Source organism: Methylobacterium sp. WSM2598 (assembly GCF_000379105.1).
Classification (GTDB): domain Bacteria; phylum Pseudomonadota; class Alphaproteobacteria; order Rhizobiales; family Beijerinckiaceae; genus Methylobacterium.
Genome location: NZ_KB900609.1, coordinates 669052 through 690568 on the forward strand (window position 1 = coordinate 669052; position 21517 = coordinate 690568).

Annotated in this window: 20 protein-coding genes; 5 read left to right on the top strand and 15 right to left on the bottom strand. The window is 72.2% G+C overall.

Translation table 11 applies throughout. The features are described from left to right. Window positions 1–383: 383 nt before the first annotated feature. On the bottom strand, window positions 384–1409 hold the full coding sequence (locus tag MET2598_RS0103265; protein WP_036270669.1) for a TerC family protein: 1026 nt from the start codon (window positions 1407–1409) through the stop codon (window positions 384–386). Between the two features lie 175 nt (window positions 1410–1584). On the opposite strand from MET2598_RS0103265, the gene MET2598_RS0103270 reads away from it, so the two are divergent. After that, on the top strand, window positions 1585–2799 hold the full coding sequence (locus MET2598_RS0103270) for an NAD(P)/FAD-dependent oxidoreductase (RefSeq protein ID WP_026190480.1): 1215 nt from the start codon (window positions 1585–1587) through the stop codon (window positions 2797–2799). Window positions 2800–2908: 109 nt separating this feature from the next. Here MET2598_RS0103270 and MET2598_RS0103275 read toward each other — a convergent pair whose 3' ends face one another. Both MET2598_RS0103275 and fae read right to left on the bottom strand, forming a co-directional pair. Further along, window positions 2909–3871: a collagen-like protein gene (locus MET2598_RS0103275; protein WP_018259856.1), complete on the bottom strand. Its 963-nt coding sequence runs from the start codon at window positions 3869–3871 to the stop codon at window positions 2909–2911. 132 nt (window positions 3872–4003) lie between these two features. Continuing rightward, window positions 4004–4549 (bottom strand): formaldehyde-activating enzyme, encoded by a 546-nt coding sequence (gene fae, locus MET2598_RS0103280; protein ID WP_012334101.1) that lies wholly within the window; start codon window positions 4547–4549, stop codon window positions 4004–4006. Between the two features lie 169 nt (window positions 4550–4718). On the opposite strand from fae, the gene MET2598_RS0103285 reads away from it, so the two are divergent. Continuing rightward, window positions 4719–4931, top strand: coding sequence for a hypothetical protein (locus MET2598_RS0103285; RefSeq protein ID WP_012334100.1), 213 nt, complete (start codon window positions 4719–4721; stop codon window positions 4929–4931). A 53-nt stretch (window positions 4932–4984) separates the two neighbouring features. Here the strand turns inward: MET2598_RS0103285 and MET2598_RS0103290 are convergent, their stop codons facing one another. From MET2598_RS0103290 to ndk, 7 genes are all read right to left on the bottom strand, one after another. Then, a complete protein-coding gene (locus MET2598_RS0103290) occupies window positions 4985–5398 on the bottom strand; it encodes a hypothetical protein (RefSeq protein WP_198292997.1) in 414 nt (137 codons plus the stop codon). A gap of 125 nt (window positions 5399–5523) precedes the next feature. After that, window positions 5524–9267 (bottom strand): methionine synthase, encoded by a 3744-nt coding sequence (gene metH / locus MET2598_RS0103295; RefSeq protein WP_018259857.1) that lies wholly within the window; start codon window positions 9265–9267, stop codon window positions 5524–5526. Window positions 9268–9469: 202 nt separating this feature from the next. Continuing rightward, complete coding sequence (gene metF, locus MET2598_RS0103300; RefSeq protein ID WP_012334097.1) at window positions 9470–10390, bottom strand: methylenetetrahydrofolate reductase [NAD(P)H]; 921 nt, start codon at window positions 10388–10390, stop codon at window positions 9470–9472. Window positions 10391–10475: 85 nt separating this feature from the next. Next, window positions 10476–11459, bottom strand: a complete 984-nt coding sequence (locus MET2598_RS0103305) for an ArsR/SmtB family transcription factor (RefSeq protein WP_012334096.1) — start codon at window positions 11457–11459, stop codon at window positions 10476–10478. Between the two features lie 343 nt (window positions 11460–11802). Beyond that, window positions 11803–12159: a hypothetical protein gene (locus MET2598_RS0103310; protein WP_012334095.1), complete on the bottom strand. Its 357-nt coding sequence runs from the start codon at window positions 12157–12159 to the stop codon at window positions 11803–11805. Window positions 12160–12312: 153 nt separating this feature from the next. Then, entirely contained in the window at window positions 12313–14412 is a 2100-nt protein-coding gene (locus MET2598_RS0103315) for a molybdopterin oxidoreductase family protein (RefSeq protein ID WP_018259858.1), read from the bottom strand. A gap of 121 nt (window positions 14413–14533) precedes the next feature. Next, window positions 14534–14956: a nucleoside-diphosphate kinase gene (gene ndk / locus MET2598_RS0103320; protein ID WP_012334093.1), complete on the bottom strand. Its 423-nt coding sequence runs from the start codon at window positions 14954–14956 to the stop codon at window positions 14534–14536. Between the two features lie 273 nt (window positions 14957–15229). Here ndk and MET2598_RS0103325 point away from each other — a divergent pair, with 273 nt between their 5' ends. After that, complete coding sequence (locus tag MET2598_RS0103325) at window positions 15230–15727, top strand: DUF2147 domain-containing protein (protein WP_012334092.1); 498 nt, start codon at window positions 15230–15232, stop codon at window positions 15725–15727. A gap of 62 nt (window positions 15728–15789) precedes the next feature. Here the strand turns inward: MET2598_RS0103325 and MET2598_RS0103330 are convergent, their stop codons facing one another. Further along, window positions 15790–16458: a glutathione S-transferase N-terminal domain-containing protein gene (locus MET2598_RS0103330; protein WP_012334091.1), complete on the bottom strand. Its 669-nt coding sequence runs from the start codon at window positions 16456–16458 to the stop codon at window positions 15790–15792. Between the two features lie 247 nt (window positions 16459–16705). Between MET2598_RS0103330 and MET2598_RS0103335 the strand changes: the two genes are divergently transcribed. Further along, a complete protein-coding gene (locus tag MET2598_RS0103335; protein ID WP_012334090.1) occupies window positions 16706–16942 on the top strand; it encodes a hypothetical protein in 237 nt (78 codons plus the stop codon). Window positions 16943–17055: 113 nt separating this feature from the next. Here MET2598_RS0103335 and MET2598_RS0103340 read toward each other — a convergent pair whose 3' ends face one another. Next, window positions 17056–17544, bottom strand: a complete 489-nt coding sequence (locus MET2598_RS0103340; RefSeq protein ID WP_018259859.1) for a GNAT family N-acetyltransferase — start codon at window positions 17542–17544, stop codon at window positions 17056–17058. Between the two features lie 99 nt (window positions 17545–17643). On the opposite strand from MET2598_RS0103340, the gene MET2598_RS0103345 reads away from it, so the two are divergent. Continuing rightward, window positions 17644–18066 (top strand): DUF4345 family protein, encoded by a 423-nt coding sequence (locus MET2598_RS0103345; protein WP_012334088.1) that lies wholly within the window; start codon window positions 17644–17646, stop codon window positions 18064–18066. A 7-nt stretch (window positions 18067–18073) separates the two neighbouring features. On the opposite strand, the gene MET2598_RS0103350 is transcribed toward MET2598_RS0103345, so the two are convergent. From MET2598_RS0103350 to MET2598_RS0103360, 3 genes are all read right to left on the bottom strand, one after another. After that, window positions 18074–19309, bottom strand: coding sequence for a methyl-accepting chemotaxis protein (locus MET2598_RS0103350; RefSeq protein WP_018259860.1), 1236 nt, complete (start codon window positions 19307–19309; stop codon window positions 18074–18076). Between the two features lie 331 nt (window positions 19310–19640). Beyond that, window positions 19641–20045, bottom strand: a complete 405-nt coding sequence (locus tag MET2598_RS0103355) for a DUF2147 domain-containing protein (protein WP_012334086.1) — start codon at window positions 20043–20045, stop codon at window positions 19641–19643. 73 nt (window positions 20046–20118) lie between these two features. Beyond that, on the bottom strand, window positions 20119–21276 hold the full coding sequence (locus tag MET2598_RS0103360) for a zinc-binding dehydrogenase (RefSeq protein WP_012334085.1): 1158 nt from the start codon (window positions 21274–21276) through the stop codon (window positions 20119–20121). Window positions 21277–21517: the final 241 nt, after the last annotated feature.

Sequence of the window (21517 nt, forward strand, 5' to 3'; positions counted from 1 at the left end):
GGAGGGGCCTCGCTTGGTCGGGTCGGCATCGCCGTCCGGCAAGGCGGACCCCGTCGATCGAGAACCGGATCGGGCGGGAACCGCATCATACCAAATCCGCTTGATCCCTTCGGGATGGCGGATTTGGGCTTCGCTCAGGCGCCGCGCGGGCTGGTGATCCGCTTGATCCCTTCGGGATGGCGGATTTGGGCTTCGCTCAGGCGCCGCGCGGGCTGGTGATCCGCTTGATCCCTTCGGGATGGCGGATTTGGGCTTCGCTCAGGCGCCGCGCAGGCGTGTGATCCGGGATCCCGTGGCGGCGCCCCCGGCCTGACCGGGTCGGCGCAGCCGGTCAGCGGACGTCCGGACCAATCGCGGCCGCCGGACCTCGCCGGGGCCTCACGCTACCCCCGCACCGCCCGCCGCTCGACCGGCTCCTCGACGATCGGATGGGGCGCCTCGCGGGTGCGCCACAGGCTGTAGGCGATCCCGACGGCCAGCAGGGACACGGTCACGACCAGCGACACCCAGGGCTCGATGTCGATCCAGCCGAAGGTGTCGGCCACCACGATCTTCGTGCCGATGAAGATCAGGATCAGCGCCAGCGCCGTCTTCAGATAGGCGAAGCGGTCGACCATCGCGGCGAGCGCGAAGTAGAGCGCGCGCAGGCCCAGGATCGCGAAGATGTTCGAGGTATAGACCACGTAGGTGTCGGTGGTGATGGCGAAGATCGCCGGGACGCTGTCGACCGCGAAGATCACGTCGGCGCCGTTGACCAGGACCAGGGCCAGGGCCAGCGGCGTGAACCAGCGCACCATCCGGCCGGTCTTCGGGTCGGGCAGGCGCACCGTGAAGCGGTGGCCGTGCAGGTCCGGCGTCACCCGGAAGCGGCGGCGCATGAAGGCGGCGAAGCGGTTCGCCGTCTCGCCCTCGTCGTCCTCCTCGGCCCCCGAGAACAGCATGCGGGCGCCCGCGTAGATCAGGAACGCCGCGAAGAAGGTCAGCACCCACTCCGCCTCGTGCACCAGCGCCGCGCCCAGCCCGATCATCAGACCGCGCAGCAGCACCGCCGCCAGGATGCCCCAGAGCAGGACCCGGTGCTGCGCGACCCGCGGGATGCCCAGGAACCCGAAGATCACCGCGATGACGAAAACGTTGTCCATCGAGAGCGATTTCTCGACGACCAATCCGGCGATGTATTCCTGCCCCGCCTGTGGCCCAAGATACCACCAGATCCAGCCGCCGAAGAGCAAACCGAGGCTGAGATAGAAGGCGGTGAGCAGCAAGCTCTCCTTCACACCGATCTCGCGGTTGCTGTCACGGTGCAGCAGGCCGAGATCGAAGGCGAGGAGCAGCACGATCACGGCGTGGAACAGGAGCCACATCCAGATCGGCTTGCCGAGCCATGCGACGGAGAGGAGTTCGACCATGCGCGGGACCATGGATGCTTACGGGAGAAAGCATCGGCTCCGACATCACGAGGCGCTCAGAAGCGCGGCTCGCCAGAGGGGCCCGCAGCCGATGCTTTGCACTTAAGTCGCGCGGGCCGGCGGATCAAGGGCGGGCGGTTGACAGAGGGCGCCGCGGCGGCGCTCTGGTCCGGCCATGACGGATGCGCGCGTGGCGGTGATCGGGGCGGGGCCGGCGGGCCTGTTCGCGGCAGAGACCCTGGCGCGGGCGGGGTGCGCCGTGACGGTGATCGAGCGGATGCCCTCGCCCGCCCGCAAGCTCCTGATCGCCGGGCGCGGGGGGCTCAACCTCACCCACAGCGAACCGCTGGAGGAGTTCCTCGCCCGCTACCACCCGGCCGGCGGCGCGGTCGCGGCGGCGATCCGCGCCTTCCCGCCCGACGCCCTCCGGGCGTGGTGCGAGGAACTCGGCCAGCCGACCTTCGTGGGATCGAGCGGGCGCGTCTTCCCGACCGCCTTCAAGGCCTCGCCGCTGCTGCGGGCCTGGCTCGCGCGGCTCGCGGCTTCGGGCGTCGCGCTGCGCACGCGCACGCGCTGGATCGGCTTCGCCCCGCATGGCGGGCTGCGTCTCGCCGGGCCCGAGGGCGAGGCCATCCTCGCCGCCGACGCGACGCTGCTCGCCCTCGGCGGCGGGAGCTGGCCGCGCCTCGGCTCGGACGGGAGCTGGGTGCCGCTGCTGCGGGAGGCCGGCATCCCGGTCGCGCCGCTGCGCCCGGCCAATGCGGGGTTCCGGGTGGAATGGTCGGAGCCCTTCGCGTCCCGCTTCGCCGGCGCGCCGCTCAAGCGGATCGCGCTGAGCGCGGGCGGGCAGCGGGTGCGCGGCGAGGCCGTCATCACCGCGGAGGGGATCGAGGGCGGCGCGGTCTACGCGCTGTCGCGCGCGCTGCGCGAGGCGATCCTGGCGACGGGCGCCGCGCGCCTCACCGTCGACCTGCGGCCGGACCTCGAGGCCGACCTCCTCGCCCGCAGGCTCGCCTCCGCCCGCCCCGGGCAGTCGCGCGCCACGACCCTGCGCAAGGCGGCGTCGCTGAGCCCGGTCGCGGCGGGCCTGCTGCGGGAGGCCGCCGGCCGCGACCTGCCGGCCGCGCCCGACGCGCTCGCCCGGCTGGTCAAGGCCGCGCCGCTGACCCTGACCGGGCTCCAGCCCCTGACCCGGGCGATCTCGTCGGCGGGCGGCGTCGCCCTCGGGGCGATCGACGCGCGCTTCATGCTGACGGGCCGGCCGGGGACCTTCCTGGCGGGCGAGATGCTCGACTGGGAGGCGCCGACCGGCGGCTACCTGCTGCAGGCGAGCTTCGCCACCGGCCGGGCCGCCGCCGAGGGCGTTCTGGCCTGGCTGGCGCGCCGCTGATCCGGCTCATGGGCTGTCCGGACGATCGCGTCCGGACAGCGTCACAAGCCCGCGCGGCGCCTGAGCGACGCCGACATCCGCAAGGCGAAGCAATCCGTCGGATGTCGTCTCAGAGCTTTGCGCAGACCGCGACGATGCCGGCGCTCTCGGACGGGCAGAAGGCCGCGGCCTGCCCGCCCTCCCGCCGCGTGAAGGTCGGCGCGCCGGCCCGCACGCAATAGGCCGAGAGCAGCGTCTCGCCGCCCTCGCAGGCGAGTTCGCAGGAGCCGGTGGCGCAGGTCTCACTGCGCAGGACCCGCATCGGCAGCGCCGTCGCCGCGGCGACGGGGGCCGCCGCGCCGGGCGCGCCCGGGGGTCCGCGCTCGCCCTGCGGTCCGCGCGGACCGGCCTCGCCCTTCGGGCCGGGCGCGCCAGGCAGCCCCGCCTCTCCCTTCGGGCCAGGTTCGCCCCTTGGTCCGGGTTCGCCCCTTGATCCAGCTTCGCCCTTGGGCCCCGGCGCGCCCTGAGGTCCGGCCTCTCCGCGCGGGCCCGGCTCCCCCTTGGGTCCGGGCTCACCCTTGGGCCCGGGCTCACCCTTGGGCCCGGGCTCCCCCTTGGGACCCGCCGGTCCCTGCGGCCCCGGGTCGCCCTTCGGGCCGGGCAGGCCGGCCACGCCCTGCGGGCCGGTCGGCCCGGGCTGGCCGGCGGGGCCGGGCTGGCCCTGCGGGGCGCAATTCGCCACCGCGACCTCGCGCGACTCCTCGCCCGCCGTCAGGGTCGCCACGCAGGTCTGCGGAACGTACGGGACCTTGATCGCGAAGCGGCCGCGCCGGTCGCTCTGGACCGCGACCTCGTCGTCGAGCGAGACGGTCACGCCCGCCTTGCCGACATTGCCGGAGATGCGCAGGTCGCCGCCCTCGATCCGCGCGTCCCAGATCTGGATCGCCGAGGAGGCGGGCTTTCGGGCCGGTCCCCGCGGCGCCTCGGGTTTCGGCGCGGCGGGGGCAGGGGCGGCCTCGCCCTGGGCGAAGGCCGGCCCCGATCCGATCAGGACGAGCGTGGACAGGACCAGGACGGCACGGCGGAGACGCATCGGATGCCTCGGTCGGCGCGATGGGCCGGAGAGTCGGCCCTGCAGGCGGCGCGCACCTTGGGGCGCGGCCGCCGGGGGGTCAACCGCCACGCTCGGCCGGACACAGCGTTCCCGCCCTGCGTGATCGCGCGGTCACGCCTCGTAGTCGATCACGTCCTCCAGGGCGTAGTGCTTCACGGTCTTCCGGTTGGCGATCAGTTCCTCGATCGTCGGTTCGCCCTTGAGGGCGCGGGCGATCGCGAGCTTCGTCGCCTCGTAATTGGTCCGGTAGAGGTCCTTGCGGTCGAGATTCGCATCGTCGGCGCAGCGCGGATCGAGCCAGATCATGATGATCATGCACAGCTCGTCCAGGCCCTGCTTCGGCAGGATGCCCTCGATCACGCAATCGACGATGGCGTCGCCGGTGGCGGCCTGGACCACGCCGCCGAGGAGCTCGACGTAGTCGGCGGATTGGATCGTCGCCTTGGTGGTCATCATGGTGGCCGGGCGGACGAGCTGGTTGAGGTCGCGCACCACGAACATCCGGGTGTGGCCCTGGACCTGCCCCATCATCGACGCGAAGGCGGTCCCGACCGGGCCGCGCACCGATCCGATCAGCACCTCCGGCATGGCGTCGGTGAACTGGCCCTCGGCGGCCAGCACGGTGGCCTCCCCGGTGCGGAAGAGAATCTCGCTCATCGCTTCATCCTGCGCGCGGGACGGAGGGCGCCCCGCCTGACGGGGGGCACCCACCACGCGCGGCGGGCGCGGGTCAACCGCCCCTGCGCAGTCGGACAGGTCGCGGGCGGCGGAAAATGGTCTATAGGCTGATTCGCGGCGGGAGCGTCCCGTCCTGGAATGCGCCGTGATGAGCGAACGCGACTGGACCCTGCGGGTGACGCCGACGGAAGCGGGCGTGCAGGTTGAGTTCGGCCTGTCCGAACTCGGCGGCGAGCCGGTGACGGCGGTGATCGCGCTGGATCGGGGCGAGGCGCGGCGCTTCGCCCGGGCGCTGCTGGCCGCGGCGGGCGACGCGGCCGAGCGCACCTTCCCGCATCCGAAGCCGACCGGCCAGGGCTGAGGCGCCCCGCGCGTGCGCCGGGGTGTCAGCGCCGTCCCACCGCGCGTGTCTCCTCAGGTCCGCCCCGGAAGCCGCCTCACCTTGGTGCCCGGCTTCTCGACCGGCTCCGCGCAGGCATAGGCGAACTCGGTGCGCAGGTCGTCGAACACCGTCTCGGCGGTGATCCGGCAGGTCTCGCGGTCCGTCTCGCTCAGGTAGGTCACGGCCGCGTCCCTGAAGCGCTTGCGGCGCGTCAGGGCCGGGTCGGCCCCGTCGAGGCCGCAACCGGCGACCTCGCGCAGGCCGTTCGAGACGATCAGCATCCGGCGCGTCTGCCGCTCGTCGAACACCTCGTAGGGGTCGTTGCAGCCGATCGTCACGACCTGCGGCCTCAGGCTCGCGTAGGTCTGCGAGACGTAGCCGAATTCCACGCAGCCGGAAGAGGCGAGGACGGCGAGGCTCGCGACCACCCACAGACCTGTCCGCATCGCCAACCTTCCGCACCCGCGCCCGCCCCAGCTTTGGGCCGGGGCGAGGCGATCGGTCAAGCTCCGCCGCGCGACACGCCGCGGCTCATTCCGCCCCGCGGCGGAATGAGCCGCCGCCCGGCGGATTACTCCGCCGCCGCGAGGTGCCGCCGCGGGTCGTAGTTGAGGATCGGCCCGAGCCAGCGCTCCACCTCGGCCACGTCCATGCCCTTGCGGGCGGCGTAATCCTCGACCTGGTCGCGCTCGACCTTGGCGACCCCGAAGTAATGCGCCCCGGGATGCGCGAGGTAGAGGCCCGAGACCGAGGAGCCCGGCCACATGGCGTAGGATTCGGTGAGCTTCACGCCGATCCGCGGCTCGGCCTGGAGGAGGTCGAACAGCGTCGCCTTCTCGGTGTGGTCGGGCTGGGCCGGGTAGCCCGGCGCGGGGCGGATGCCCTGGTACTCCTCCGAGACGAGGTCGGCGGGCGCGAAAGTCTCGTCGGCCGCGTAGCCCCAGAACTCCTTGCGCACCCGCTCGTGCATCCGCTCGGCGAAGGCCTCGGCGATGCGGTCGGCGAGGGCCTTGACCAGGATCGAGCGGTAATCGTCGTTCTGCCGCTCGAAGCGCTCGGCGATGCGCACCTCCTCCAGACCCGCCGTGACCACGAAGCCGCCGACATAGTCCGGAACGCCGGAGTCGAGCGGGGCGACGAAGTCCGACAGGCAGGTATTGGGGCGCCCGTCGCGCTTCGAGAGCTGCTGGCGCAGGCCGTGGAAGGTGGCGAGCCTGTCGGTGCGGCTCTCGCCCGTGAACAGGCGGATGTCGTCGCCGACCGCGTTCGCCGGCCAGAAGCCGATCACCGCCTTCGGGTTGAACCAGCGCTCCTCGACGATCCGCGCCAGCATCGCCTGCGCGTCGTCGAACAGGGCGCGCGCCGCCGGGCCCTGGACCGGGTCGTCCAGGAGCGCCGGGAAGCGGCCCTTGAACTCATAGGTCTGCAGGAAGGGCGTCCAGTCGATGTAGGGGACGAGCTCGGCCACGTCGTAGGAGCGGAAGACGCGGGTGCCCGTGAAGCTGGGCTTCGCCGGGCGATAGGTCGAGAACTCGGCCCGGAACGGGTTGGCGCGGGCCTTGGCCAGCGGCAGGCGCTGCTTGTCGGCCTCGGACCTGGCATGCGCCTCGGCGACGCGCTTGTACTCCGCCCGCACGCCCTCGATCGTCGCGGCCTTCGTCTCGGGCGAGAGCAGGCTCGAGACCACGCCGACCGCGCGGCTCGCGTCGGTCACGTAGACCGCCTGGCCCTTGGCGTAGGCCGGGTGGATCTTCACCGCCGTGTGCACGCGGCTCGTCGTGGCCCCGCCGATCAGCAGCGGCACCTCGAACCCCTCGCGCTCCATCTCGGAGGCGACGTGGACCATCTCGTCGAGCGAGGGCGTGATCAGGCCCGAGAGGCCGACGATGTCGACCTTCTCCTTGCGGGCCGTGTCGAGGATCTTGGCCGCCGGCACCATCACCCCGAGATCGATGATCTCGTAGTTGTTGCAGGCGAGCACGACCCCGACGATGTTCTTGCCGATGTCGTGGACGTCGCCCTTCACGGTGGCCATCAGCACCTTGCCGGCGGCCTGGCGCCCGGTGCCGCCATTCGCCCGCTTCTCCTCCTCCATGAAGGGCATCAGGTAGGCGACGGCCTGCTTCATGACGCGGGCCGACTTCACCACCTGGGGCAGGAACATCTTGCCGGAGCCGAAGAGGTCGCCGACCACGTTCATGCCGGCCATCAGCGGGCCCTCGATCACGTCGAGGGGGCGGGTCGCGGTGCGGCGCGCCTCCTCGGTGTCGGCCTCGATGTACTCGGTGATGCCGTTGACGAGGGCGTGCTCCAGCCGCTTCTCGACCGGCGCCTCGCGCCAAGCGAGGTCGGCCGTGCGCAGCTGGGCGCCGCCGCCCTTGAACTTCGCCGCCTGCTCGAGGAGGCGCTCGGTCGCGTCGGGGCGGCGGTTGAGGACGACGTCCTCGCAGAGGTCGCGCAGCTCCGGGTCGAGCTCGTCGTAGACCGCGAGCTGGCCCGCATTGACGATGCCCATGTCCATGCCGGCGCGGATGGCGTGATAGAGGAACACCGCGTGCATGGCCTCGCGCACCGGCTCGTTGCCGCGGAACGCGAAGGAGAGGTTCGAGACCCCGCCCGAGATATGGGCGTGGGGCAGGGTCTCGCGGATCTGCCGGGCCGCCTCGATGAAGGCGACGCCGTAGCCGTCATGCTCCTCGATGCCGGTCGCGACCGCGAAGATGTTCGGGTCGAAGATGATGTCCTCGGGCGGGAAGCCGACCTCCTCGGTCAGGATCCGGTAGGCGCGGGTGCAGATCGCCACCTTGCGCTCCAGCGTGTCGGCCTGGCCCTGCTCGTCGAAGGCCATCACCACCACGGCGGCGCCGTAGGCGCGGCAGATCCGCGCCTCGGTGAGGAACTTCTCCTTGCCCTCCTTGAGCGAGATCGAGTTCACGATCGGCTTGCCCTGAATGCATTTCAGGCCGGCCTCGATCACCTCGAACTTCGAGGAATCGACCATCACGGGCACGCGGGCGATGTCGGGCTCGGCCGCGACCAGGTTCAGGAACTCGACCATCGCGGCGCGCGAATCGAGCAGGCCCTCGTCCATGTTGACGTCGATGACCTGAGCGCCGGCCGCGACCTGGTCGCGGGCGACGTCGAGGGCGGCCGCGTAGTCGCCGCTGGTGACGAGCTTGCGGAACTTGGCCGAGCCGGTGACGTTCGTGCGCTCGCCGACGTTCACGAAGGGGATCTCCTTCGTCAGCGTGAAGGGTTCGAGGCCCGAGAGCCGCATCAGCCGCGGCACCTCCGGCACGCGCCGGGGCGCCTTGCCGGCCACCGCCTCGGCGATGGCGCGGATGTGGTCCGGCGTCGTGCCGCAGCAGCCGCCCACCATGTTGACGAGGCCGCTTCCCGCGAACTCGCCGACGAGGGCGCCCATCGCCTCCGGGCTCTCGTCGTAGAGGCCGAACTCGTTCGGCAGGCCGGCATTCGGGTAGGCGCAGACCAGCGTGTCGCAGACCCGGGAGAGTTCGCTGATGTGGGCGCGCATCTCGCGGGCGCCGAGCGCGCAGTTGAGCCCGAAGGTCAGCGGCTCGGCGTGGCGCAGCGAGTGCCAGAAGGCGCTCGGGGTCTGGCCCGAGAGCGTGCGGCCCGACAGGTCGGTGATCGTGCCCGAGATCATGATCGGCAGGCGCACGCCCATCTCGCCGAAGACCTGCCAGGTCGCCGCGATCGCCGCCTTGGCGTTCAGCGTGTCGAAGATCGTCTCGATCAGGACGAGGTCCGAGCCGCCCTCGATCAGCCCGCGCACCTGCTCGGCGTAGGCGTCGCGGACCTGGTCGAACGTGACGGAGCGGTAGCCCGGATTGTTCACGTCGGGCGAGATCGAGAGCGTGCGGTTCGTCGGACCGATCGCCCCGGCCACGAAGCGGCGCCGCCCGTCGCGGCGCTCGGCCTCGACCGCCGCCTCGCGGGCGAGCCGCGCGCCCTCGCGGTTGAGTTCGCGGACGATCGCCTCCATGCCGTAATCGGCCTGGGCGATCGCGGTGCCCGAGAAGGTGTTGGTCTCGACCACGTCCGCGCCGGCCAGGAAGTAGTCGAGGTGGATCTGCCGGATCGCCTCGGGCTGGGTCAGGATCAGAAGGTCGTTGTTGCCCCTCTGATCGTGCGCGTGGTCGAGGAAGCGCTTGCCGCGGAAATCCGCCTCGCCGAGCTTGAGGCGCTGGATCATGGTCCCCATGGCGCCGTCGAGGACGAGGATCCTCTCGGCGGCGCGCTTGCGCAGGGTGGCGAGGACGTTGGCGCCGTCGGCGGGGCGGAGATCGGTCATCGGGCAAGGGTCCGGAATCTGGACCGGCGCGAGGCCGGCCCGCTGGGAAGGATGGGGTCAGGCGCGGCGACCGGGGCCGTGCGCGCGGCGCGCGGCGCCTCGATCGCCTCGATTGGCGCCCCGGCCGCGCCGGCCCCGCGCCCTGGGCGGCGCGGCCGCGTCGTGCGGGGCGGCCCCGGCCGAGTGCCCGGCCGGGACCCGCTCACGCCGCCGCCTTCTCGGCGACCGGCGCGCTCGGCAGGGCGCGCAGGCCGAGCAGGTGGCAGATCGCGTAGACGAGGTCGGCGCGGTTCATCGTGTAGAAGTGGAAGTCCGTGACGCCGCGGTCGACGAGGTCGAGCACCTGCTCGGCCGCCACCGCCGCCGCCACCAGCTTGCGGGTGCCGACATCGTCCTCGAGGCCCTCGAAGCGCGCGGCCAGCCATTCCGGCACCGAGGCGCCGGTGCGCTTGGCGAAGCTCGCGGCCTGCTTGAAGTTCTGCACCGGCAGGATGCCCGGGATGATCGGAATGTCGATCCCGCGCGCCTGCACCCGGTCGAGGTAGCGGAAGAAGAGGTCGTTATCGAAGAAGAACTGGGTGATGGCGCGGTCGGCGCCGTTGTCGACCTTGGCCTTGAGCGCGTCGATGTCGGCGTCGAGGGAGGGCGCCTCCGGGTGGCGCTCCGGATAGGCCGAGACCGAGACCTGGAAGTCACCGATGCGCTTGATGCCGGCGACGAGGTCGCAGGAGCGGGCATAGCCGCCCGGATGCGCGCGATAGGCCGTGCCGACGCCCTCGGCCGGATCCCCGCGCAGGGCCACGATGTGGCGCACGCCCGCGTCCCAGTAGGAGCGCACGACCTCGTCCACCTCCTCCTGCGTGGCGGCCACGCAGGTCAGGTGGGCGGCGGGCTTCAGGCTGGTCTCGCGCACCAGCCGCGCGACCGTATTGTGGGTGCGCTCGCGGGTCGAGCCGCCGGCCCCGTAGGTCACCGAGACGAAGTTGGGCTGCAGCGGCGCGAGGCGCTCGATGGAGGACCACAGGGTCTCCTCCATCTCGGTCGTCTTGGGCGGGAAGAACTCGAAGGAGACCCGGATGGGGCGGCGGCTCTCGCGGCTCGGACGGAAGGCGGTGGAGACCATCGGAGACCTCGGTTCTCTCAGGCGAATGGGTGGACGCACACCGTGCCGCGCACGGGCCGCGTGGGGGTGAGGGTCGGGGGAACCATCAGGCGACCTCGCGGGTGGGGATCGCCGCCGCGGGGTTGTGGGCGAGCCAGAGCGTGACGGTGAGGCGGTGGCCCGCCTCGCTGCTCGGCGGCAATTCGCGCAGGGTGACGTCGTCGAGCGACGCCTCGGTGAGCCAGTGCGCGACCTGCTCGGCCGCGAAGCCGAGGCGGCGATGGGCCTGCGTCTCGCGCAGGAATTCGAGGTCGTGGGGGGCGAAATCCACCACCAGGAGCCGGCCGCCCGGGGCGACGAGGCGGGCCGCCTCGCGCAGGGCGCGGGCCGGGTCGTCCAGGTAGTGCAGCACCTGGTGGATCAGCACGAGGTCGAAGCTGCCGCGGCTGAAGGGCGGCGCGTGGATGTCGCCCTGGCGCAGGTCGACCCGCGCCAGGCCCTGCCGCTCCAGGTTCGCGCGGGCGACCGACAGCATCGCGTGGTTGGCGTCGAGCCCGGTCGCGCGGGTCGCCCGCGGCGCGAGCAGCGCGAGCATCCGCCCCGTCCCGGTGCCGAGGTCGAGGAGGCTGCCGATCGGCCGCGGGCCGAGCACGTCGAGCACCGCGGCCTCGACCGTCGCCTCGGGCACGTGGAGGGAGCGCACCTTGTCCCATTGCGGCGCGAGCCGGGCGAAGAAGCTCTGGGCCGCCTCGGCGCGCTGCGCCCGCACGGCGTCGAGGCGGGCGCGGTCCTCGGAGAGCGGCGGCCGGGTCCTGTCCGCGGCGGCGAGCAGCGGCTCGACCATGGCCGAAACACCCTCGACCAGCCGGAAGAAGGCCCAGGCACCCTCCCGGTGCCGCTCGACCAGCCCGGCCTCCACCATCAGCTTGAGGTGGCGCGAGATGCGCGGCTGCGACTGGCCGAGGATGTCGGTGAGGTCCGAGACCGTCAGCTCCCCCTCGCGCAGGAGCGCGATGATGCGCAGCCGCGTCTCTTCCGCGGCGGCGCGCAGCACGCCGAGAGCGTCGGAGAAGGCGAGCGGCTGGATCATCGGCGGCGTTCTCTCGGCTCCGAGCGAAACATAAAGATATCTTTATGTGCGTTCACAGCGCGGCGCAAGCCGGAATCGCCCCCGTCGCAACGAAAACCCCTCCCCCGCGGGGCGGGAGAGGGGCTCAGGATCGACGGTCCGGTCGAGGCGGGGTGTCATCCGCCATCCGGTTGATGGCTTCGCATCTCCCATTTCGGCCATGCGGATGCCGGCTTCGCTCAGGCGCCGCGCGGACGTGTCATACCAAATCCGCTTGATCCCTTCGGGATGGCGGATTTGGGCTTCGCTCAGGCGCCGCGCAGGCTTGGGATCCGGGATCCGCTGCGATCAAGCGGATCCCGGATCAGATCGGGCGGGGCAGCTTGCAGCTGTCGAGGGCGCTCAGCGCCTTGGCCCGGGCGGATTCGTTGAAGTAGCCCGTACTCCGGTAGGCTTCGAGCTCGGCCGGGTCGAGGGCGCGCAGCGTGGCCCTGGCGTAGCAGCCGCAGGGCCGCTCCAGCGCGGTCTCGGCCGCGTTCTGCAGGCGGGCCTGCACGACCGCGCAGGCGTTGCGCACGCGGCTCTCCAGCTCGGTCTTGGGCGCCGTGCGCAGAGCCGGATCGGGCTGGTAGGCTTCGAGGGGAGCGGCGGTGCCGCCCGCGAGGGCGGCGGAGGCGCCGAGGGCCAGGAGGCCGGCGGCGAGGGCGATGCGGAGGCGCATGGTGGTGATCCGGTCAACGAAAGCTTGACCGTTGGACTCCGAATCATCCCTGCCGTGCAAGGACCCGGGCGCCACACCGGCCGGAAAAGGGGCGCCCGCCCCGCACCGACCGCTCCCGGCGGACCCCGCCGCGCGGACGGGCCGCGGGCGCCCTCACCCCGCCACGGGGGCGATCGCCACGTGGTTGTCGTGGAAGGCCGCGCCGCCGAAGGGCGCCGGCGCGTCGGCGCCCGTGAGCGTGTTGATGCCGCGCCCGTCCGGATAGGCGTCGTTCGGCCAGATCGATTCCGCGATCAGCACGCCGCGCCGCAGCCCCGGACACAGCGTCGCCCGCAGGGTCACCGCGCCGAGCTCGTTCGAGAGCCGCACCCAGGTCCCCTCCCCGATCCCGTGCGCGGCCGCGTCCTCGGGATGGATCATCACGGTCGGATGGCGCTCCTTGGCGCGCGAGGTCGGCGTCTCCGTGAAGGTCGAGTTCAGGAAGTTGCGCGCCGGGCTCGTGGCCAGCCGGAACGGATGGGCCGGCGTCGCCGTCCTGAGCGGCGCCTCCCAGTGGTCGGGCAGGGCCGGCAGGTCCGCCGCCGGGCCCCGCGGCCCGTCATGGCCGATCGGCACGGCGCCCCAGTCCGGCCGGAAGCGGAAGCGGCCGTCCGGATGGCCGAACCCGTCGAGGTAATGGGCGCGGGCGAAGGGGGGCTGCGCGTCGAGGATGCCGCCCGCCGCCTCGAGTTCGGCGAGGCTGCCCCGGCCGGAGGCGCGCAGCGTCGCGTCGATGAGGTCGCGCGGGCTCAGGGCGAAGCCCGGATGCGCGGCGCCGACCCGCGCGGCCAGCGCCGCCACCACCTCGTGGTTCGAGCGGCAGCCCTCGGGCGGCGCGATCAGCCGGGGGCCGAGCTGGATGTGCTGGTGGCCGCCGCTGGTGTAGAGGTCGTCGTGCTCCAGGAACATGGTCGCGGGCAGCACGATGTCGGCCATCCGGGCCGTCTCGGTCAGGAACTGCTCGTGCACGCAGACGAAGAGGTCGTCGCGGGCGAAGCCCCGCTTCACCGCCTCCTGCTCGGGCGCGACCGAGACCGGGTTGGTGTTCTGCACGAGGAGCGCGGTCACCGGAGGACCGCCGCGCAGGGCCTCGGCGTCGCCGCACAGGACCCGGCCGATCTGGGACTGGTCGAGCACGCGGACCCGCGGGTCGCGGGCGTCGAGCCCCTCGATCAGGGTCTTGTCGAGGCCGTAGACGCCGCTGTTCGAGTGGAAGGCGCCGCCGCCCGGATGCTGCCACGCCCCCGTCACCGCCGGGATGCTGAGGGCCGCGTGCATGGAGACGGCCCCGTTGCGGCTGCGCGAGAAGCCGTAGCCGAGCCGGAAGAAGCTGCGCTTCGTCGCGCCGACGAGCCGCGCGAAGGCCTCGATCTCGGCCACCGTGAGGCCGGTGATCGCCGCCGCCCAGTCCGGGCCGCGCGGGCGCAGATGCGCCTCCAGCGCGGCGGGGCAGTCGGTGTACCGGGCGAGGTAGTCGCGGTCGGCGTGGCCGTCGCGGAACAGCACGTGCATGACCGCGCAGGCCAGCGCCGCGTCCGTGCCCGGCCGCACGAGCAGCGCCATGTCGGCCTGCCGCATGGTCGGGTTGTCGTAGATGTCGACCACCACGAGCGTCGCGCCGCGGTTCCGGCGCGCCGCCTGGACGTGGGTCATCACGTTGACCTGGGTGTGCACCGGGTTGGTGCCCCAGATCACGATGCAGTCGCTCTCGGCCATCTCGCGCGGGTCCGAGCCGGCGAGCCGCCCCGTGCCCGCCACGAAGCCGGACCAGGCGAGCGTCGTGCAGATGGTCGAGTGCTGGCCCGAATAGCCCTTGGCGTGGCGCAGGCGGTTGATGCCGTCGCGCATTACCAGCCCCATCGTCCCCGCGTAGTAGTAGGGCCACACGGCCTCCGGCCCGTGCGCGGCCTCGGCCCCGAGGAAAGCCTCGGCGGTGCGGTCGAGGGCCTCGTCCCAGGAGATCGGGGCGAACGACCCCGACCCTTTGGGCCCGGTCCGGATCATCGGCCGGGTCAGCCGGTCCGGGTGATGGACGCGCTCGGCGTAGCGGGCGACCTTCGCGCAGACGACGCCCGCCGTGTAGGAGTGGCGCGCGGCGCCGCGCACGCGCCCGATCGCGGCCCCGTCGATCACCTCGACGTCGAGGGCGCAGACCGAGGGACAATCATGCGGGCAGGTGGAGGCCCGCCGCTCGATCCGCGCCTGCGCCGTCACCGCTCCGCCTCCGTGCCGCGGGCGCCCGCCCGGGAGGGATCCCCGGCCGCGCGCACCCGATGTGGGACCGCCGGCCGGTCGGGCGCCCGGGGACGCGTCCGACCGGCCCGCGCGGCGGATCTCAGCCGACGATGTCGGCTTCGGTGAAGAACTGCGCGATCTCGATCGCGGCGTTCTCGGCGCTGTCCGAGCCGTGCACCGAGTTCTCGCCGACCGAGACGGCGAAGCGCTTGCGGATCGTGCCCTCGGCCGCCTGGGCCGGGTTGGTGGCGCCCATCACCTCGCGGTACTTGGCGACGGCGTTGTCGCCCTCCAGCACCTGCACGACGACGGGTCCCGAGGTCATGAAGGAGACGAGCTCGCCGTAGAACGGGCGCTCGGCATGGACCTCGTAGAAGGTCTTGGCCTGGGCCTCCGACATGCGGATGCGGCGCTGGGCGACGATGCGCAGGCCCGCCTCCTCGATCACCGCGTTGATCGCGCCGGTGAGATTCCGGGCGGTGGCGTCCGGCTTCAGGATGGAGAAGGTGCGCTCGATGGCCATCGGAGGATCCGTCGGAGGGAAGGCTGGGCGGAGCGGCCGGATGCCGCCCGCGGCGCCGGGCTTATAGCGGCGCGCCGACTCGCCCTCAAGCCGAGCCGGGCCGGCGCTGCTGCGACTCGGCCGCAACGTGGTCGAAAAAACGCCAGAAACCCCGCGTTTTTAGAGGCCATCGCGGCCTTTGGGCCACGCCCGGCGGGCCGCCGCCGGGCCCCGACGTGATGATCCGCCGAGCGGGCCCGCGCGGCCCGGAGACGGAGCAAGGGAGATTCGTCCATGCGTTCAGTCCGGACCCCCGCCCTCACCGCGTTCCTGCTCCTCGCCGGCACCGCCGCGCAGGCGGGGACCGATCCCTCCGGCACGTGGCTGACGGAGGATGGCCGGGCGAAGATCAAGATCGAGCGCTGCGGCCCGGCCGGCAGCCAAGCCTGCGGCACGGTCGTCTGGCTGAAGGTCCCGCTCAACGACCAGGGCCAGCCGCGCACCGACATCAAGAACCCCGATCCCAAGAAGCGGCAGCGGCCGGTGATCGGCCTGCAGCTGATGGAGGGGCTCAAGCCCGACGAGGCCGGCTACAAGGGGCAGATCTACAACGCCGAGGAGGGCAAGTTCTACGAGGTGACGATCGCCCGCGAGAGCGCCTCGGAACTCTCGATCTCGGGCTGCCTGCTCAAGGTGCTGTGCGGCTCGCAGACCTGGACCAAGGCCCCGGACGAGGTGGCGCAGGCCGCCCCCGCCAAGCCGGCCGCGAAGCCCAAGACCGTCACGCCCTGACCCAACCGTCACGCCCTGACCCAACCGTCACGCCCTGACCCGGGCCGCGGGGCCGCCGCGCCTCAGGCGGGCGCGGCGGCATTCTCCGGCTCGGCCCGGAGCTTGAAGCCGCGCAGGACCGCCGGGCGCGCCTTCACGGCGTCGAGCCAGCGGCCGACATGCGGGTAATCCGCGATGTCGAGGCCCTGGCGTTCCCAGAGCTTCGCCCAGGTGACGACCGCGATGTCGGCGATCGTGTAGGCATCGCCCGCCACGAAGGCGTGCGCCGCGAGCTGCGCGTCGAGGACCCGGTAGAGCCGGGCCGCCTCGGCGGTGTAGCGCTCGATGGCGTAGGGGATCTTCTCCGGCGCGTAGATGCGGAAATGGTGAGTCTGGCCGAGGACCGGGCCGAAATTCGCCGCCTGCCAGAACAGCCAGATATCGACCGCGATACGCTCCCGCTCGGCTTCCGGGTAGAACTGGCCGGTCTTGCGGGCGAGGTATTGCAGGATGGCGTTCGACTCGTAGATCGTGATCGGCGCGGACCCGGGCCCGTCGTGATCGACGATCACCGGGATCTTGCCGTTCGGCGAAACGCTGAGAAACTCGGGCGCGCGCTGCGCCCCCTTGCCGATGTTCACCGGGATCATGCGGTACGGCAGCCCGCACTCCTCCAGCATGATCGAGGCTTTCCAGCCGTTCGGCGTCGTCCAGTAGTAGAGGTCGATCGGCGGAGTCGTGACGGCCGACATGCAGACGGTCCCCTCGCGCGGGCGTGGATCGGGTCTCTCGCCGGGCGAGCTTAACCAGAGAGCGCCCGCGCCTGTGAAGCGAAAACGTCGCTCGGGCGCGCGAGGCTGCGGCGAAAATGCGACGCAAAGGACTTTTTCGGCGCGGTCGCGGACCGGACGGGGCGCGGCACCTTGCCGGAGGGAACGCCTGTGGCAGTGATGGGCCGGCAACCTGCCCCAGCGTCAGCGGGGCGACCGGAGGTCTTCCATGCGCTCCCGCCTCGTCCTCGCAGCCCTCGTCGCCGCAGTGCTGGCGCCGCCCCTCCCGGCACGCGCCCAGGAGAGGGCCGAGCCGACCGTGAAGGGCATGGCAGCCCGCGAGCGGCAGAAGAAGTGCGGCGCCGAGTGGCGGGCTTTGTCCACCGCCGACAAGGCCGCGCAGGGCCCGACCTGGCCGAAATACTTCAGCAAATGCGTGAAGCGCCTCAAGGAGCAGAAGGCCTGAAGGCCGGCTCAGACCCAATCCGCCAGATCCCCTCGGGATGGCGGATGCGGGCTTCGTTCACGCGCCGCGCGGGCTGGTGATCCGGGATCCGCTGTGATCAACCGGATCCCGGATCAGAGCGGCTTGCGGAAGCCCTCGTGGCTGCGGGCGTAGCCGAGGCGCTCGTAGAAGCGGTGCGCGTCGACCCGGCGCTTGTTGGAGGTGAGCTGCAGCGAGGTCGCCCCGCCGGCGCGGGCGAGCCGCTCGGCCTCCTCCACCATCCGGGCGCCGACGCCCCGCGAGCGCCGGTCGGCGCGGACCTGGACGCTCTCGAGCACGGCCTGGCGGGCGCCGCGGCTCGTGATCCCCTGCCGGAAGGAGAGCTGGAAGCTCCCGACCACCTCCCCGTCCTCCAGCACCACGTAGAGGTCGCAATCGGGACTCGCCGCGATCGCCGCGAGGGCGGCCGCGTAGGCGGGCCGGTTCTCCGGCGTCCAGGCATCCCCGTGCCCGCCGACCGCGTCGGCCTCGTGCAGGCGGACGATCGCCTCGAGATCGTCCGGGACGGCGACGCGGATGGCCAGGGCGGGCATCTCGGGTGCGGACATCTCGGGTGTGCGCATCAGCTGACTCTCCTGCGGGAGCTCACCGGGAGGGGATCGCCCGGGACCGTGCGACCCTGATACACGGGCGTGTGTCGCACGCGCGGGAGGGGCGAGGCCATGGACAAGGAACGGCGCCTGCTCCAGCGGGTGGTGGCGCTGGCCGCCCTGGTCCCGGTGGCGGGGGGCCTCTACGGCGTGGTGTTCGGCGCCGGCGGCATCGGCGGCGAGCGCGTCGCCGTGTCGGTCGACAGCCATTTCCGCTACCTCTCGGGCCTCCTCCTCGGCATCGGGCTGCTGTTCTGGTCGACCGTTCCGGAGATCGAGCAGAGGACGCGGCTGTTCCGGTTCCTGACCCTGGTGGTGGTGCTCGGGGGGCTGGGGCGCCTCCTCGGCCTGTGGCTGACCGGGGTGCCCTCGCTCGTGATGCTGGCGGCCCTCGGGATGGAGCTCCTCGTCACCCCGCTCCTCTGCCTGTGGCAGGCGCGGGTCGCCCGGATGGCCGCCCGGTCCGGCCGCGCCGCCGGACCGGGAGAGCTCTGACGCAGGGTCAGGCCGCGCGGACCGCCGTCAGGAAGCCGCGGAGCCGGTCGCCGAGTTCGCCCGAGTACCGCGCCAGCCCGCGGGCCGAGCCGAGGACCGCGTCCGCCGTGCGGCCGGCCTCCTCGGCGACCTCCCGCACCGCGACGATGTTCTCCGAGACCAGCCGGGAGCCCGAGGCGGTCCGCGCGAGGGTCTGCGCGACGTCGGAGGTGACGGCACCCTGCTGACGCATGGCCCGCACCATGTCGAGATTGGTGTCGCGCAGTTCGGTGATGGACCGCCCGATCTCGCCGATCGCCCGGACGGTCGTGCCCGTCGCCTCGCGGATTTCCGCGATCTGGGCGGCGATCTGGTCGGTGGCCTTGGCGGTCTCGCCGGCGAGTTCCTTGACCTCGGCCGCGACGACCGCGAAGCCGCGCCCCGCGCTCCCGGCGCGGGCCGCCTCGATCGCGGCGTTGAGCGCCAGCAGGTTGGTCTGGTGGGCGAGCGCCGCGATCATGCCGACCACGGCCCCGATCCGGTCGGCGGCGCGGGACAGGTCCTGGACCATGCCGTCCGTCCGGGCCGCCTTCTCGGCCACCGAGGTCGAGAGATCCGAGGCGTGCGCCGCCCGCTCGGAGAGTTGGCGGATCGTCGCGGCGATCTCCTCGGTCGCCTCGGCGACCCTCTCGACGCCGGCCGAGGTCTCGCCGGAGGCGGTCGCGACGTGGCCCGACCCGGTGCGGACGCGGTCGGCGATGGAGGTCATCGCGTGCGCGGTCTCCTCCATCGCCGAGGCGGAGCGCGCGAAGGCCTCCAGCATGGCGACGGCGTCGCGGTCGAACTCCCCGAGCAGCGCCTCGACCCGGCGGCCCCGCTCGCCCTCCGCCACGACGCCTGCGTGGATGTCCACGAGCGACCCGCAGGCGCGCAGCGGCGTCCCGTCCGGCCCGTGCGCGACGCCGCCCGTGGCGCGGAACCAGCGATAGGAGCCGTCGCGCATCCTCAGGCGATAGGTCACGTCGTAGCTGCCCTTGTCCCGGACATTCGCCAGGGCGGCCTTGAACACCGCGAAGGTGCGCGCGGCATCCTCCGGATGCAGGCGCTCGGACCAGGACGTCACCATGTCCGGGAATTCCTCCCGCGACGCGTAGCCGAGCAGGCGCCGGAACTGCTCGGACCAGGTCCAGCGCGATTTCGGGTGCATCGGATCGCCCTCGTGCAGGACGGCATCCCACAGCCCGACCCCGGCGTAGCGCCCCAAGATCGCGATAAGCTCATCGTTTGCGGAACGACGCTTGAACATGGTCGTGCTCGAATCGACAGCCGGAAGGACGATGCCTTCGTCTAATCTGCAAATCTTAACGAATGCTTGACCAAGGGGCACAATGACATATTCACATCATCGCGAACGATCTTCGAGATCCTGTTGTGGCACGTCGCCTCGAATTCGGTCCCGAACATGCAGCGATGGTGCGGCCAATTGCGGATGGTTTCTTTCGCAAGTCATGCCGAATGATGCTGCCGGCTGCGGCCCGTCCGCCGCTGCGGAGCGGCGGCCGCGCGGGACGGGAAGGCCCCGCGCGGGTTCCGCGTCAATTGACCCGCGACCAGATCTGGCGCTTGCAGATCAGCCCGCCGAGCACGCAGCCGGCGAGTTCGAGCGCGTTCGGGCCCTTCACGGCGAGCTTGCCGGTATAGGTCTTCCCGTCGCGGAAATTGTAGAGCGAGCCCTCCCAGCCCTCGCCGGTCGGGCGCATGTCGGTCGACAGGGCGACGCCGACCATGCTGCGCGCGCGCAGGGCCGGATCGGGGTTGTGCACGTCCTTCGCCTCGCCGGTCAGCACCTTGGCGACGGTGCTGCAATAGCCCTGGCCGCAGCGCGTGATCCGGATATGGGCGTCGCCGCCCGCCGTCAGCCAGGTCCCGGACGGGTCGAGTCTCGGCTGCGCCAGCGCCGGCATCGTCAGGGCCAGAAGGGCGATCAGTCCACGATACAAGGGGTGCTCCTCATGAGTACGGTCGGAGCCGCCGGTCGGCGGCGCCCGTTCGGCCCGTGCGCCGTCCGGCCCGTCAGGCCACGAGATCGGGGAAGGGCACGATCGTGGACTTGACGGTCCGCATCGCCATGGCGTCGGCGACGGCGGCGCTCACGCCCTCCCGGGTGAAGGGGTAGAGCGTCTGCATCTCCAGCCACGGGTACTTCGCCCGCGCCCGATAGAGCATGTCCACGCCGAGGGGCAAGTCGTTGCCCGTGAAGGCCCAGGAGCCCAGCACGGTCAGGTCCTTGGCGCAGATCCGGTGCCACGAGGTCTCGATCGCGCCCGCATCCGTGAACTGGCCCATCTCCACGTAGGTGCCGCCGTCGCGCAGGAACTCGATCCCCTCCGGCCCGGCCGAGGGATGGCCCGAGCAATCCATCACGAGGTCCGCCCCGAACCCGCCGACGATCTCGCGCACGCGCGCGATGCGCTCCTGCGGCGTGCGGATCTCCGTGATGTCCACCGTCGCCTCGGCCCCGAAGCGGCGGGCGAGGGCGAGGCGCGGCTCCTCGGGCGCGCCCACGCAGATCACCCGGCCCGCCCCCATCTCCTGGGCGGCGGCCACCGCCAGGATGCCGATCGGACCCGATCCCTGAATCACGACCGTGTCGCCCCACTTGAAGCCGCCCGCCCGGACGGCCCGGTTGAAGGCCCGGATGCAGGAGGTCAGCGGCTCGGCGAGCGCCCCGAGCCGCAGGTTCATGTCGTCCGGCAGCTTGTAGACCTTGGTCCCGGGCAGCATGTCGAGGTCGACGTAGACGTACTCGGCGAAGCCGCCCCACAGGTGCGGCGCCTTGTCGAAGCCCAGGTAGCGCCCGTAATAGACCGGCGTCAGGCACTTGTTGGCCTGCTCCGGATAGTGGACGCAGTAGTAGCAGTGGCCGCAGGGCATCAGCGGCGGGATCATCACCTTGGAGCCGACCTGCAGCGGCTTCTCCATGAAATCGGCGGTGAAGTCCTCGCCCTTCTCGACGATGACGCCGCCGATCTCGTGGCCGAGGGTGAAGGGCCAGGGCAGGGGCTTGGGCCAGTGGCCCTTCAGGATGTGCTGGTCGGTGCCGCAGACGCCGCAGGCGCCGATCTTGATGAGGGCGGCCTTCCGGGGCACGGCGGGCCAGGGCACGGTGCGGATCTCCGGCGCGGCGCCAGGCCCCGCGAAGGTCGCGACCCGGATCTCGGAACCTGTCATCGGCGTCTCCTCCTCGTCTGGCGGCGGGCGGGTCGAGCCGTCCGCGCCCGGGAGTGTAGCAGCCGATGGCGCGGCGAATCTCCCTTGACCTGCCGTCGCCGCGGGATCACGCTGCCCCTGCTCCGACGCCCGACGCGGTGGCCGGAGGCACGATCGGAGGGAGGCATGCCGCCGCCGATGAGACGTGCCGCGAGGATCGCCCCGGAACTCGTCCGGTCCGGCGCGTAGCGGCGACACGCGG

What these genes read in the sequence shown, in the direction of transcription:
- MET2598_RS0103265 (WP_036270669.1), bottom strand. Translation starts at nt 1,409, where the DNA reads ATGGTCGAACTCCTCTCCGTCGCATGGCTCGGCAAGCCGATCTGGATG.
- MET2598_RS0103270 (WP_026190480.1), top strand. Translation starts at nt 1,585, where the DNA reads ATGACGGATGCGCGCGTGGCGGTGATCGGGGCGGGGCCGGCGGGCCTG.
- MET2598_RS0103275 (WP_018259856.1), bottom strand. Translation starts at nt 3,871, where the DNA reads ATGCGTCTCCGCCGTGCCGTCCTGGTCCTGTCCACGCTCGTCCTGATC.
- fae (WP_012334101.1), bottom strand. Translation starts at nt 4,549, where the DNA reads ATGAGCGAGATTCTCTTCCGCACCGGGGAGGCCACCGTGCTGGCCGCC.
- MET2598_RS0103285 (WP_012334100.1), top strand. Translation starts at nt 4,719, where the DNA reads ATGAGCGAACGCGACTGGACCCTGCGGGTGACGCCGACGGAAGCGGGC.
- MET2598_RS0103290 (WP_198292997.1), bottom strand. Translation starts at nt 5,398, where the DNA reads ATGCGGACAGGTCTGTGGGTGGTCGCGAGCCTCGCCGTCCTCGCCTCT.
- metH (WP_018259857.1), bottom strand. Translation starts at nt 9,267, where the DNA reads ATGACCGATCTCCGCCCCGCCGACGGCGCCAACGTCCTCGCCACCCTG.
- metF (WP_012334097.1), bottom strand. Translation starts at nt 10,390, where the DNA reads ATGGTCTCCACCGCCTTCCGTCCGAGCCGCGAGAGCCGCCGCCCCATC.
- MET2598_RS0103305 (WP_012334096.1), bottom strand. Translation starts at nt 11,459, where the DNA reads ATGATCCAGCCGCTCGCCTTCTCCGACGCTCTCGGCGTGCTGCGCGCC.
- MET2598_RS0103310 (WP_012334095.1), bottom strand. Translation starts at nt 12,159, where the DNA reads ATGCGCCTCCGCATCGCCCTCGCCGCCGGCCTCCTGGCCCTCGGCGCC.
- ndk (WP_012334093.1), bottom strand. Translation starts at nt 14,956, where the DNA reads ATGGCCATCGAGCGCACCTTCTCCATCCTGAAGCCGGACGCCACCGCC.
- MET2598_RS0103325 (WP_012334092.1), top strand. Translation starts at nt 15,230, where the DNA reads ATGCGTTCAGTCCGGACCCCCGCCCTCACCGCGTTCCTGCTCCTCGCC.
- MET2598_RS0103330 (WP_012334091.1), bottom strand. Translation starts at nt 16,458, where the DNA reads ATGTCGGCCGTCACGACTCCGCCGATCGACCTCTACTACTGGACGACG.
- MET2598_RS0103335 (WP_012334090.1), top strand. Translation starts at nt 16,706, where the DNA reads ATGCGCTCCCGCCTCGTCCTCGCAGCCCTCGTCGCCGCAGTGCTGGCG.
- MET2598_RS0103340 (WP_018259859.1), bottom strand. Translation starts at nt 17,544, where the DNA reads ATGCGCACACCCGAGATGTCCGCACCCGAGATGCCCGCCCTGGCCATC.
- MET2598_RS0103345 (WP_012334088.1), top strand. Translation starts at nt 17,644, where the DNA reads ATGGACAAGGAACGGCGCCTGCTCCAGCGGGTGGTGGCGCTGGCCGCC.
- MET2598_RS0103360 (WP_012334085.1), bottom strand. Translation starts at nt 21,276, where the DNA reads ATGACAGGTTCCGAGATCCGGGTCGCGACCTTCGCGGGGCCTGGCGCC.